The 13,206-nt window shown below is 40.4% G+C and carries 10 protein-coding genes; all 10 read left to right on the forward strand.

The genetic code is table 11. The features are described 5' to 3' along the window. Positions 1-41: 41 nt before the first annotated feature. The 10 genes from PSH48_RS17035 to PSH48_RS17080 are packed head-to-tail and all read left to right on the forward strand — an operon-like array spanning position 42 to position 13,035. Positions 42-539: a DUF411 domain-containing protein gene (locus tag PSH48_RS17035; protein WP_004589252.1), complete on the forward strand. Its 498-nt coding sequence runs from the start codon at positions 42-44 to the stop codon at positions 537-539. Continuing rightward, positions 539-1,966 (forward strand): TolC family protein, encoded by a 1,428-nt coding sequence (locus tag PSH48_RS17040; protein WP_004589253.1) that lies wholly within the window; start codon positions 539-541, stop codon positions 1,964-1,966. The genes PSH48_RS17035 and PSH48_RS17040 overlap by 1 nt, the downstream gene beginning before the upstream one ends. After that, positions 1,966-3,708 (forward strand): efflux RND transporter periplasmic adaptor subunit, encoded by a 1,743-nt coding sequence (locus PSH48_RS17045; protein ID WP_004589254.1) that lies wholly within the window; start codon positions 1,966-1,968, stop codon positions 3,706-3,708. The genes PSH48_RS17040 and PSH48_RS17045 overlap by 1 nt, the downstream gene beginning before the upstream one ends. A gap of 14 nt (positions 3,709-3,722) precedes the next feature. Further along, positions 3,723-6,887, forward strand: coding sequence for an efflux RND transporter permease subunit (locus tag PSH48_RS17050; RefSeq protein WP_273611932.1), 3,165 nt, complete (start codon positions 3,723-3,725; stop codon positions 6,885-6,887). Then, positions 6,880-7,587: a PepSY domain-containing protein gene (locus PSH48_RS17055; protein WP_273610002.1), complete on the forward strand. Its 708-nt coding sequence runs from the start codon at positions 6,880-6,882 to the stop codon at positions 7,585-7,587. Before PSH48_RS17050 ends, PSH48_RS17055 begins: the two co-directional genes overlap by 8 nt. After that, positions 7,587-9,419: a 2Fe-2S iron-sulfur cluster-binding protein gene (locus PSH48_RS17060; protein WP_273610001.1), complete on the forward strand. Its 1,833-nt coding sequence runs from the start codon at positions 7,587-7,589 to the stop codon at positions 9,417-9,419. Before PSH48_RS17055 ends, PSH48_RS17060 begins: the two co-directional genes overlap by 1 nt. 24 nt (positions 9,420-9,443) lie before the next feature. Beyond that, positions 9,444-9,791, forward strand: a complete 348-nt coding sequence (locus PSH48_RS17065) for a copper resistance CopC family protein (protein WP_273610000.1) — start codon at positions 9,444-9,446, stop codon at positions 9,789-9,791. Positions 9,792-9,810: 19 nt separating this feature from the next. Further along, a complete protein-coding gene (locus PSH48_RS17070) occupies positions 9,811-10,698 on the forward strand; it encodes a copper resistance D family protein (RefSeq protein WP_273610007.1) in 888 nt (295 codons plus the stop codon). Between the two features lie 21 nt (positions 10,699-10,719). Then, positions 10,720-11,184, forward strand: a complete 465-nt coding sequence (locus tag PSH48_RS17075; protein ID WP_273609999.1) for a YybH family protein — start codon at positions 10,720-10,722, stop codon at positions 11,182-11,184. Positions 11,185-11,211: 27 nt separating this feature from the next. Then, entirely contained in the window at positions 11,212-13,035 is a 1,824-nt protein-coding gene (locus PSH48_RS17080; RefSeq protein ID WP_273611933.1) for a copper resistance system multicopper oxidase, read from the forward strand. The last annotated feature ends 171 nt before the right edge of the window (positions 13,036-13,206 follow it).

The raw sequence follows: 13,206 nt of genomic DNA on the forward strand, positions 1-13,206 counted from the left end.
GTAGCGCTATAGATATTTTCCAGCGATGTCTGGGGGCAAAAATGATCAATAAGTATTTAAAAATAGCAGTAGTAATGCTGCTTTCACCTGCGTTTGCAAACGCCAACGAACATAACCATGCACACAATAACGACGTAACACCTTTGGAGTTAATCGTTTATAAAACCCCTACTTGTGGGTGTTGTAAAAAATGGATAACTCATATTGAAGACAAAGGGATCGTTGCGCATTCCAAAGATTTCCGAAACATCGGCAACATCAAAACTAAGTATGGTATCAAACCTAATTACCGTTCATGCCACACGGCAGTGAGTAGAAATGGATTTGCCTTTGAAGGTCATATACCTGCTAAATTTATTCAGCAGTTCTTATCAGAAGAACATCCCAATGCGATTGGGCTTTCAGTTCCAGCAATGCCAGTTGGCTCTCCCGGTATGGAAGTCGATGACCGCTTTATGCCATACAACGTGTTAATTCTATTTAAAGATGGAACGAGCAAAGTCTATGCAAAAGTTAAGACATACGAGGAGCAATTCTAATGAAATTGAACTCTTCAAACCTTACTTCACTTTCAACTGCATTAATACTCGGCTTATCTGTATTCTCAGCTCAAGCTGAGAAAGTAGTGTCGCTTGAACAAGCTATCACCTTAGCTCAGCAAAATGATCCTTGGCTTCATGGTAGCCGATTGAAACAAAGTGCAGTTGAAAATAGAAGTATTGCTTCAGGTACTTTGCCTGATCCGAAAGTATCGCTAGGGATAATGAATTTACCAACAGATACTTGGGATTTAGATCAGGAAGGAATGACTCAGCTAAAGGTTGGCGTCTCTCAAATGTTTCCGAGAGGCGACAGTCTAGAGATCAAGAAAGACCAGTTACAAATTGAGTCCACGAAATTTCCACTGTTACGAGAGGATCGTAAAGCTAAGTTGAAAAGCCAAGTGTCACAACTTTGGTTAGATGCTTACTTAGCCCAACAAACTATTAAATTGATTGAAGATGATTGGTCTCTCTTTGAGCAGATGGCGGAAGTGGCTAAAGCTAGCTATTCAAACGTTGTTGGTAAAACTAGACAGCAAGATGTTATTCGTGCTCAGTTGGAAATCGTGCAGTTAGATGACAGATTAACTTCGCAAAAGCAGAAACTAGAAACGACAATCGCTCGTCTCAATGAGTGGCTTCATATTTACGATGCGGATCGTTTGAATGAATCATTCAACTTTGACGCGCAACCATTAGAGTTTAGCGTCTCAAAAGAATTGCCTTCGATTCAATTGAATAATCCAACAGTCCTAAAAGCATCTAATTACTCAAGAAATCTATTGGCTCAGGAGCTTTCGAATCACCCAGCCATACTTGCGATTGATATAAAACGCAAAGCTTCAGAAAAAGGAATTGAGTTAGCCAAACAGCAATATGAGCCGCAATGGGGTGTTAATGCTAGTTATGCCTATCGCGACAATATGCCCTCTGGTGATAGCCGAGCTGATTTATTTTCTGTTGGGGTAACGTTTGATTTACCCTTGTTTACCGAGAACAGACAAGATAAGCAAGTTGCAGCTTCTATTGCAGATTCAGAGACTATTAAAACCGAGAAACTATTACTGACAAAGCAAATGATCAGTGTTTTAGAAAAAGAACTAAGACAGCTTAAACGCTTATCAGATAGACAATCTATCTATCAAGAACAACTCCTTAAACAAACTCATGACCAAGCAGAAGCGTCATTGACAGCCTACACAAATGATGATGGCGATTTTGCCGAAGTTGTTCGAGCAAGAATTGCCGAATTAAATACCAGAATATCAGCTTTAAGAATTGATGTTGACGCACTTAAAACAGTTGCTCGTATCAACTATTTCTTTGCGCATTCTCAATCTAACTCAAATGCTGAACATAAGTCGATGCAAACTTCACACAAAACTAATCAGCACTTATCCAGTCAGCAATTTGGAGAAAAATAATGTCAACGAATACAAAAACAATTATTGCCATCATCATTGGGGCAGCACTTGGTGCTGGAGCATTGAGTTTATATCAAGGTACTGGCTCAAACAGTAATAGTAATGAAGCAACATCAGGAGAAAAAAAGCCTCTGTATTGGGTTGCACCGATGGATTCTAATTACCGCCGGGACAAGCCCGGTAAGTCGCCTATGGGGATGGATCTAATTCCAGTGTATGAGGAAGGATCATCTGGTGATGACTTTGGCCCCGGAGCAGTAAAAATTGCGCCTCATGTAGTGAATAACCTTGGGGTTCGCACTGCACCTGTTGAACTGAAAAATATGCATACTGAAATCTCAACGGTAGGTTATGTTCAATATGATGAAGATAAGCTAATTCATATCCACCCACGGGTTGATGGCTGGATTGATAAACTTTACATCAAAGCAGCAGGTAACCCTGTAGAGAAAGGGCAGCCTCTTTATACACTATATTCTCCTCAGTTAGTTAATGCTCAGGAAGAGCTGTTAATAGCGTTAAAGCGCAACAATAGTTCTTTAATTTCAGCAGCCAAAGATCGCCTAAAAGCGTTACAGCTTTCAGCAGACTTTGTTCAAAAGCTAGAAAAGACACGAAAGGTTCAGCAAACAATTACCTTTTATTCACCACAAGCAGGTGTTGTCGATGGTTTGAAGGTTAGAGAAGGTTTTTATGTAAAGCCGGGAAACACCTTATTAAGCATTGGCCAGCTAGATCAAGTTTGGGTTGAAGCAGAAGTGTTTGAACGTGACGCAGCCTTAATTAAAAAAGGACTTCCTGTATCAATGACACTGGATTATTTACCCGGTGAGGACTGGGCTGGTGTCGTTGATTATGTTTATCCAACATTGAACAGTAAAACACGCACACTCCGAGTGAGATTGAAATTTGATAACACAGACTATCAATTAAAACCAAATATGTTTGCACAAGTCTCTATTCACGCTAATCAAGCTGATAGCACCATCCTCGTGCCTAAAGAAGCCGTTATTAGAACAGGTAAACAGGACAGAGTAGTACTTGCGTTAGGTGATGGGCAATTTAAATCTATTGAAGTGACTATTGGCCGGGTTGATATCGACAGCATCGAAATATTAGACGGCTTAAATGAAGATGACGTTGTGGTGACATCTGCCCAATTCTTGATTGATTCTGAATCAAGTAAAAGCTCTGACTTTAAACGAATGACTCATGATGAAGTGCCTAACTCTGTTTGGATGCAAGGGGATGTTAATAGTGTTATGGCAGGGCACCGCATGGTTAATATTTCACATGGCCCTGCTGAAGCTTGGGATTGGCCTGAAATGGTTATGGATTTTACTGTGGCTGAAAAAGTCGATATTGACTCATTAAAGTCAGGTCAATCTTTGCACTTTGAAGTGAGCAAAACCGAAGACGGTGGATATGAAATTACTGGAATTCATATCATGAGTGAGCCTGAAGTATCATCAGCAACAGTATCTGGTTTGATTAATGCGATTGATATTGATACACGGATTCTAAATATTAGCAGAGGCCCAATAGAGAAATGGGATAGACCTGCTGCGACGATGGATTTTATCGTCGCGGACAATATAGAAATGGTTGATTTCAATGTCGGTGATAATGTCACTTTCACTTTTGAGGTTAGAGATGACTTAGTTATCACTGACATTTCTCTTGAATCAGATGAACAACACGGCAAGGAAAATAAAGCTGCTGTTGATCATTCTAATCATTAAGTGGGAGAAAAATAATGATTGAATCAATTATTAGATGGTCTATCGGCAATCGTTTCTTTGTTTTGTTGATTACCTTAATTATCGCGTTTGGTGGTTTGTATTCATTACAAAAAACACCAGTAGATGCACTCCCCGATCTTTCTGATGTGCAGGTGATAATTAAGACGAGCTATCCGGGACAGGCACCACAAGTAGTGCAGGATCAAGTGACATTTCCTCTTACTACAGCGATGTTATCAGTGCCGGGGGCGCAAACTGTTCGTGGTTACTCATTTTTTGGTGATTCCTACGTCTACATTATTTTTGATGACGATACTGATTTGTATTGGGCTAGAAGCAGAGTACTTGAATACTTAAGCCAAGTAGCATCAAGCCTGCCTGATTCGGCAAAACCTCAATTAGGACCTGATGCAACAGGTGTGGGTTGGGTATACATTTACGCTTTAACAGATAAGTCTGGAAACCATGATCTAAGCCAATTAAGAAGCATTCAAGACTGGTTCTTAAAGTATGAACTACAAACTGTTCCGGGCGTGTCCGAAGTTGCCGCCGTTGGTGGTATGGTTAAGCAGTATCAAGTGCAAGTAGATCCTGATAAATTGAGAGCTTACGATATTCCTCTAAGTTTAATACAAATAGCCTTACAAAAAGGGAACAAAGAAACTGGCGCATCCGTTGTGGAAATGGCTGAAGCTGAATATATGGTTACCGCAACGGGGTATATTCAATCAGTTAGTGATATAGAGAAAATCCCACTTGGTATTAACGAACAAGGCACGCCATTGCGTATTGGTGATGTTGCTACCGTTAATTTAGGGCCTCAAATGCGCCGTGGTATCGCAGAGCTTAATGGTGAAGGCGAAGTTGTTGGTGGTGTTGTCGTTATGCGCTTTGGTGAAAACGCTCAACAAACCATAAACGGGGTAAAAGAAAAACTTGAATCGCTTAAATCTTCTCTACCAGAGGGGGTGGAGATTGTCCCTGTTTATGACAGATCGAAGTTAATAGATCGTGCTGTTGATAATCTTTGGAGCAAGTTGCTAGAGGAGCTTGCAGTCGTTGCTATTGTCTGTGTGGCTTTCCTATTTCATCTTCGCTCATCTATTGTGGCAGTTGTTACTCTGCCATTAGGTATCTTGGTGTCGTTCATTATCATGTATATGCAAGGCATCAATGCCAACATTATGTCTTTAGGCGGTATCGCTATTGCGATTGGTGCGATGACTGATGGTGCAATAGTGATGATTGAAAATATGCACAAGCATATGGAGAAAACACCACTAACAGATGAAAATCGCTGGCAAATTGTTGCTAAGGCTGCGAGTGAAGTAGGCCCTGCACTATTTTTTAGCTTACTGATCATTACAGTCTCATTCTTACCTGTATTTATCTTGGAAGCGCAAGAAGGAAGAATGTTCTCTCCGCTCGCCTATACAAAAACCTATGCAATGGCGGCATCAGCAGGTTTGGCGATCACATTGGTGCCTGTTTTGATGGGCTACTTTATTCGAGGCAAAGTTGTTTCTGAAAAGAAAAACCCGTTAAACCGATTATTGATTGCTATCTACATGCCTGTTTTAAAGCAAGTCATGAAGTTTCCAAAATCGACAATAGTAGCAGCAATATTAGTGACTATCGTTGGCTTTTGGCCTGTCGATAAAATTGGTAGTGAATTCATTCCGCCATTGGATGAAGGCGATCTCATGTATATGCCTACTACCTATCCCGGTATTTCAATTGGTAAAGCAAGGGAGTTATTGCAGCAAACAGACAAGCTTATTCGCACTGTGCCAGAAGTTGAAACAGTGTTTGGTAAAGTAGGAAGAGCTGAAACTGCAACCGATCCTGCACCTTTAACCATGATTGAAACCTTTATTCAGTTGAAGCCTCAAGAAGAGTGGCGTGAGGGAGTTACAACAGAATCGTTAAAAGCTGAGTTTGATAAGTTGGTTAAGTTTCCGGGCTTAACCAATGCTTGGGTTATGCCAATCAAGACCCGCATTGACATGTTAGCTACAGGTATAAAAACGCCTGTCGGTATTAAAGTCGCCGGACCAGAACTTGATGTAATTCAGGATATCGGCCAACAAATAGAACAACTCTTGCCAGAAGTGACAGGCACAGCGTCAGTTTACTCTGAACGAGTTGCAGGTGGACGATATATCAAGGTTGATATTTCACGAGATAAATCAAGTCGCTTTGGGTTAAATATCGAAGATGTCCAACAAGTAGTTTCTACTGCGATTGGCGGTATGAATGTGACACAAACGATAGAGGGTCAAGAGCGTTACCCTGTTAATCTGCGCTATCCGCAAGATTATCGAGATTCTCCTGAGCAGCTAGCACGATTACCTGTTGTAACACCAAGTGGTCAACGCATTGCACTAGGTGATGTTGCTGATATTCGAATAGAGAATGGCCCACCGGGTATTAAAAGTGAGAATGCCAGAATCAATGGTTGGACTTTCATTGATATTGATAGCGTTGATGTAGGTACTTATGTTGAAAATGCTAAAGAACACTTAGCAAATAACCTGACATTACCAGCAGGCTATTCAATTACTTGGGCCGGACAATACGAATATATGGAAAGAGCGAAAGAAAAGCTCACCTATGTATTGCCTTTAACACTCGCCATTATTGTTATTCTGCTTTACCTGAATTTCAGAGCGTTTAGTGAAGTGGCTATCATTATCGTTACCTTGCCGATGGCAATGATCGGTGGCTTATGGTTGATGTATCTAGAAGGGTTTAATTTCTCAGTAGCTGTTGGTGTGGGCTTTATCGCTCTAGCTGGTGTTGCGGTTGAGATTGGCGTGATAATGCTGGTTTATCTCAATCAAGCACTTGCTGAGCTTAAGGAAAAAGCGGTGGAGCGAGCAGAACTCATCTCAGATGATGCATATCAAGATGCATTATTGCACGGTGCTGGCTTACGAGTTCGTCCAGTAATGATGACGGTAGCTACAATCATTATAGGTTTAATGCCTATTTTATATGGTACTGGTACAGGTTCTGAGGTCATGAGCCGCATTGCTGCTCCTATGGTAGGCGGAATGACAAGCGCTGTGCTGCTCACGCTTATTGTACTCCCTGCAATTTACTCAATCATTAAAAAGCCTGAAGTAAATGCCTTTAACAAAGAGCTTTCTAACGTGGAGCCTGAGAATAATGCTTAGCACGGCTAGAAAATATCACAAATGGCTAATGGCATTTGTCGGAATACAATTCCTCTTCTGGTCTATTACAGGCGTGTATATGGTGACTATGGATATTCACTATATACACGGCGAAACCTTGGCTAAGAGTGAGGAAGCCAAAATAGATTTAGCAAGTATGGATTACTCCATTGTAAAGCTAGCTGCGGATTATCCTAAAGCTAGCCAAGTTACACTTACTCAAAGTATGGGCCGTCCTTTGTATTCTTTTATTAATGGAGAAAATGGAAAAGTAGCAATAGATGCTAAAACTGGAGCTGTTCAGGCCCTTGTAGATGAAATCAAGGCTAAAGAAATCGCACAATACCATTATGCGCTGAATCATCAAATCGACAGCGTAAGGTTGATTAAGTCAGCGACAAACTTGCCTGCTGAGTTGTCCCCAAGGCATTTACCTGTTTGGAGAGTGACGTTTGAGCAATTCTCCACACCGACATTTTATATAAGTCAACAAACAGGATCACTTGTTGCCAAGCGTCATGATTACTGGCGATTGTTTGATTGGATGTGGCGTTTTCACATTATGGATTACGATGATGGAGAAAACGTATCTAACTGGTTTTTGTTCTTGGTCGCAACTCTAGGTCTAATGGGCGCAATTACTGGCGCTGTATTGACTTATTACCGAGTGCTTTCCCCAAATAAAAAGGGAGTCATTTGATGCGACTATTTAAGTTAAATACAACGATACACAAGTGGCTTTCTTTATTTGTTGGTTTACAACTGCTTATTTGGTTGGGAACGGGCCTTTACTTCAATTTGATGGATCACAGTAAAGCCAGTGGTAATGAACTTAGAGTTCATTCTCATCATGAAGGTAGCATTACAGGCTTTGACCTATTCCCTATTAAAGAGATTACTAGTAATGCTCCGCAGGAAGTAAACCTTATATGGGTTTTACATCAGCCTTACTATCATTTTGTGTTCGATAAGGGGCAGCATAGCTATCAAGAACGCCACTCAAAGCTATTTGATGCTGTAACAGGAAAGCCATTTAATTTGTCTGAAGAACAAGTACTAACTTTGGCAAAAAACTCCTACTCAGGACAGGGTAAGTTAACTACTCCAGTGTTATCTCAACCTCCGTTTTCTGATCACGTAAGGCAGCAAAATCCTATGTGGCAAGTTGCCGTTGAGGATGAGAACAATACAACTATTTATTTAGATAGTATTACAGGTCAAGTACTTCGCCATGCCAATGATGATTTCAGATTGAAAGATCTGATGATGAAGCTTCACTTTATGGACTATGGCAATTCTGGAGGATTTAACCATTGGTTGATCATTGCATTTGCTTTTGCAACGCTATTCCTTTCAATTACTGGTGTTACTTGGCTGATACAACAGTATCGAAGTGGTTTACTGAAGCTAGGTTGGGGCACTAACAAGCAAAAAGTGGCAGTGACGTTTTCCAATGAAAATACTATTACTGACATCTCAGCAGTTGGTCGCTCAACTGTACTAGAAGGGCTAGCTAGTTCACATGTATACCTTCCTTCAGGTTGCGGTGGTGGCGGTACTTGTGGCAAATGCGTGTTCTTAAGTTCAACTAAATTACCTATCACACTATCTGAACAGGAACATTTATCTCAGGAGCAACTTAAGGAAGGTTATCGGCTTGGATGTCAGCATAGGTTCTCTGAAATTAGTTCGATTGAAGTTAATACTGATCGCAATATTGAAAATCATGAGCTAGTTGTGGTTGCGACTAATTTCATTACTCCTTTTATCAAGGAAGTGAAATTTAAGCTGAAATCAGGCAAACAGTTGGCATTTAAAGCTGGTGCATATATGCAATTTGATGTGCCAGCAGGGATGAATAGCTTACGTCCAGATGATATGCCAGAGTGCTATGAAAAATACTGGGATAGCTACTATCATGGAAAATTTTCTCATAACGGTGCAACTCGCCACTACTCATTAGTTAACTTTGACGAGGAGTCTGATGAGTTAATGTTTAATATCCGTTGGCAGACCGCAAAGAATGGTTTTAAAGCAGGAATAGGTTCAAGTTATTTAGGTTCACTCCAAGTAGGTGAAACGATAACTGCAAAAGGCCCTTTTTCTGATTTTTATGCCACTTCAAATAAAAAAGTTAGTCGCGTGTTTATTGGTGCGGGTTCAGGACTTGCACCACTGAGGTCTATTATTTTTGAACAGTTGAAAAAGCATAAAGATAAAAGTGGTTTGACTCTTATCTATGGTGCGCGAACTGAAGATGACTTGCTATACCATAATGAATTGAAGTCACTGAGTGAGAAGCATAAAAACTTCTCTTATATTCCTACTCTTTCTAATCCTTCAGAAGAATGGCAAGGGCACTCAGGCTATGTTCAAAAAGTACTTCTGCCGTATATGAACCAAAAATCAGAACTGCTTTTGGCTGAGTTTTACTTGTGCGGTCCAGAAGCAATGATGAGTGAAGTGGAAAAAATAATTACAGATGCTGGGATTCCAAGTAATCAAATTTTCAAAGATAAATTTAGTCGTTAATCCATTAAATAAATAGAGGTATATATGAAAACATTAATTAAACTTTTAACCATAATCAGTGTTGTTTTTAGTAGTGCAGTATTTGCACATGTGCATCTTGAAAAAAGCGTGCCTGCTGATAATGCAATGCTAATGAATACTCCAGAAGAGTTAACTTTGGTGTTCACCAAGGAGGTACGGGTTGTAAAAGTTTCATTGGCCAATAAACAAGGCGAAGAATTTAAATTTGGATTCGAGCCTTCTAAAGTCGCTACTAGCAAATTTACATGGAAACTACCTAAATTAGCTCCTGCAAACTATGCTGTGGATGTAACCTTCTTAGGTAACGATGGTCATAAAATGAAACATAGCTTCGGCTTTATGGTTCACTAAAATAGGCGGTGTGATTGATATGGAAATGTATATCTGGAATACAGTCATTGTACTGTCAAAAATTGTATTTTACATCGGCTTTGCCTGTATTGCTGGTTATACATTTTTCAGGCAAATATTTGAGAATAATGAATCTCATACTAATGCTGTAATAGCGAATTTAACGTGGACAAGAACTTATATAGTTATGGCTTTGATCGCTAATATTACTTGGTTCTTTGCCAGTACTGGTGCAATGGCAGAAGAGGGAATTCAGGGGGCGATAGACGCTGATATATTGGCTATTATGTGGGACTCCTCTGTCGGCACTGGAGCTTTGCTTCGAGCGCTTGGGCTAGTTACCGCAATAATCGCTTTAGCTTTAAGGTTCAAACTCGCTGTGAACTCGTACTTAAAACAAAGCGCTTTAATGTTGAGTTTATTAATCCTTGCATACTCATTCACGTTACTGGGTCATATTTCTGAGTTAGGCACAATTGAAAAAGGCTTGCTTATTTTGCATGTGCTCGTTATGGCATGGTGGTTTGGGGCGTTATTGCCACTAAAACAGGCTTGCCAAAAGCTAGATTATGTAGAACTTCATTTACTGATGGAAAACTTTGGTAAACAAGCAAGTATTGCCGTGAGTTTATTGTTAATTGCTGGCCTATGGTTAGCTATTCAATTAGTCGGTAGTGTTGAAGCACTGTTGATTTCAAGTTACGGGCAAACTTTGTTATTTAAGCTGTTTCTCGTTGTTTCCATATTGGCTATCGCCGCTAAGCATAAACTAAAACTTGTTCCACAACTTAAAAACAATGATGGCAGAGAAGCCCTATCTAAGTCTATCACGATAGAAATGATAGTTGCTCTCGCCATTTTAACCGTTACGGCTGGGCTTACTAGTGTTGTTGGCCCAGCATATTAAAACCTAAAAAAGAGAATCAAAATGAAAATAATAAATGTATTACTTGTTTTATCAATGATGTTTAGTTTCGCGGCAAACGCTCACGGAGATAAACACAAAGGCAAAGGATTATTTAAAGGGATAGATACGCCTGCTGCAAAGGTAGTGTTGGCGTTCCACGAGGCACTTGAAACTGGCAATAAGAAACAAGCTAGAGCGCAGTTAGCGGATGATGTCACCATTTATGAGGGCGGTCGTGTTGAAAGAAGTGCTGATGAATATGCCCATCACCATATGCTGTCGGATATGAAATATCTAGCTTCTATGAAGAGCGAAACGCTTGAACATCAAGTGACGATACTTGGAAATACCGCTATCTCTGCCTCGCGTAGTCAAACTAAAGGTACTTACAATGGTGAAGAACGTGATTATCAAGGGATGGAAACGATGGTGCTGGAAAAACAAAATGGTGAATGGAAAATTAAGCATATTCATTGGTCACACTAATTTATTGGTCAAACCTCGGAGAGTAAAATGAGAATTAAAGATCCATTACATCAAATTTCTACACCGCGTAGACGCTTTGTACAAGGTTTAGCTGCTGGCGGTATATTAGCTGCTTTTCCAAGTGTTCTTCATGCAGCTTCATCTTTAGTGGCTGGAACAATAACAGGTACTGTGCCCGAACTAAGTGGAGAAATAATAGATCTGGTGATAGATGAGTCACCCGTAAACTTCACAGGTGTTGTAAGAATGGCTACAACAATCAATGGCTCAATACCAGCTCCTACCTTGCGCCTCAGAGAAGGTGATGACGTTACTATCAGGGTAACAAATAAATTATCAGTGCCGAGTTCAATTCATTGGCATGGGATCATTCTTCCGTATCAAATGGATGGCGTACCGGGTATTAGCTTTAAAGGTATAATGCCGGGTGAAACCTTTGTTTATAAATTTAAGCTGCAACAAAGCGGCACATATTGGTATCACTCACACAGTGGCTTTCAAGAAATGACAGGTATGTACGGCGCATTAATTATTGAGCCAAGAGAAAAGGATATTATTAGTGCTGACAATGAGCATGTCATCCAATTGTCTGATTGGACTGATGATGACCCAATGGATTTGTTCCGCAAGTTAAAAGTACAGAGCGATGTATTTAACTTCAATCAGCCCACTGTTCCAGAATTTTTTGATGACGTTTCAAATAGCAGTGTTTCGAATGCTTTGCAACGCCGGGAAATGTGGAATAAAATGAGAATGAATCCTACAGATTTAGCTGACTTATCTGCATCAGCAATGACCTTTTTAATGAACGGTAGTACGCCAATGTCAAATTGGCGAGGAATGTTTAAAGTTGGAGAAAAAGTAAGACTTAGGTTTATTAATGGCTCAAGCAATACTTTTTTTGACGTTCGTATTCCCGAACTAAAACTAACAGTTGTACAAGCTGATGGGCAAAACGTTGAACCAGTGACAGTAGATGAATTTAGATTCGGCCCTGGTGAGACCTACGACGTAATTGTTGAGCCTAAAAATGATGCCTATACGATTTTTGCTCAAAGTATGGATCGCTCTGGTTACGCAAAAGGAACTTTATCAAGCTCGCCTAATATTGATGCGCCAGTACCTGCACTTGACCCTGTTGAATGGTTAACGATGACAGATATGATGGGCAATATGACCCACGGCGGTGAGCATTCTGCAATGGCAGGTATGGCTGGCATGTCAGGTATGAACTCTAAAGAAATGGATCATAGCGCTATGGATCACGGTGCAATGGCGATGGATCATAGCAAACATGGTATGTCTGAAAACCCATTAGCGGTTGCCAGCTCTAAAGTGCGTCATGCAAAAACGGAGTATGGAGCTTCTGTTGATATGCGCGTTGATATGCCGAGAACAAATCTTGATGATCCTGGTATTGGTTTACGTAAAAATGGTCGTCGTGTTTTAACACTTGCAGATTTACACTCACTTGAAGGGATCACTAACCAGCAAGAGCCAGAAGCTGAAATTGAGCTGCATTTAACCGGAAATATGGAACGTTATAGCTGGTCATTTGATGGCTTAGAATTTGGTAAAAGCACGCCAGTGCATATGAAGCATAACCAACGTTTAAGAGTTATTTTACAAAACGATACCATGATGACGCACCCTATGCATTTGCATGGTATGTGGAGTGATTTAGAAAACGAGCAAGGTGATGTGCAAGTGCGACGTCATACGATACCTGTTCAACCCGCACAAAGAATCAGCTTTTTAACCACCCCTCACGATGTAGGTCGCTGGGCTTGGCATTGCCATTTATTATTCCATATGGATGCCGGTATGTTTAGAGAGGTAGTCGTATCATGAAACAATTAAAACTATCTAAATCATTAGGTTTATTAATGTTAACAGGGGCTTCATTAATTAGTTTCCCTTTATTAGCGCAAAGTGAAATGGCACAAATGAATAGCGCTAAGATGCAACCACAAGGAGGAAGTGCACCTAAAGATGCAAGAGACCCCCATGCTTACTCTGCGG

Origin of the sequence: Pseudoalteromonas sp. Angola-4, assembly GCF_028599265.1 — a bacterium.
In the GTDB taxonomy this organism is placed as follows: Bacteria; Pseudomonadota; Gammaproteobacteria; order Enterobacterales; family Alteromonadaceae; genus Pseudoalteromonas; species Pseudoalteromonas atlantica.

Excerpts from the sequence above, each read along its gene's own strand:
- PSH48_RS17050 (WP_273611932.1), top strand. The coding sequence starts at position 3,723 with ATGATTGAATCAATTATTAGATGGTCTATCGGCAATCGTTTCTTTGTT.
- PSH48_RS17060 (WP_273610001.1), top strand. The coding sequence starts at position 7,587 with ATGCGACTATTTAAGTTAAATACAACGATACACAAGTGGCTTTCTTTA.
- PSH48_RS17065 (WP_273610000.1), top strand. The coding sequence starts at position 9,444 with ATGAAAACATTAATTAAACTTTTAACCATAATCAGTGTTGTTTTTAGT.
- PSH48_RS17045 (WP_004589254.1), top strand. The coding sequence starts at position 1,966 with ATGTCAACGAATACAAAAACAATTATTGCCATCATCATTGGGGCAGCA.
- PSH48_RS17055 (WP_273610002.1), top strand. The coding sequence starts at position 6,880 with ATGCTTAGCACGGCTAGAAAATATCACAAATGGCTAATGGCATTTGTC.
- PSH48_RS17035 (WP_004589252.1), top strand. The coding sequence starts at position 42 with ATGATCAATAAGTATTTAAAAATAGCAGTAGTAATGCTGCTTTCACCT.
- PSH48_RS17080 (WP_273611933.1), top strand. The coding sequence starts at position 11,212 with ATGAGAATTAAAGATCCATTACATCAAATTTCTACACCGCGTAGACGC.
- PSH48_RS17075 (WP_273609999.1), top strand. The coding sequence starts at position 10,720 with ATGAAAATAATAAATGTATTACTTGTTTTATCAATGATGTTTAGTTTC.
- PSH48_RS17070 (WP_273610007.1), top strand. The coding sequence starts at position 9,811 with ATGGAAATGTATATCTGGAATACAGTCATTGTACTGTCAAAAATTGTA.
- PSH48_RS17040 (WP_004589253.1), top strand. The coding sequence starts at position 539 with ATGAAATTGAACTCTTCAAACCTTACTTCACTTTCAACTGCATTAATA.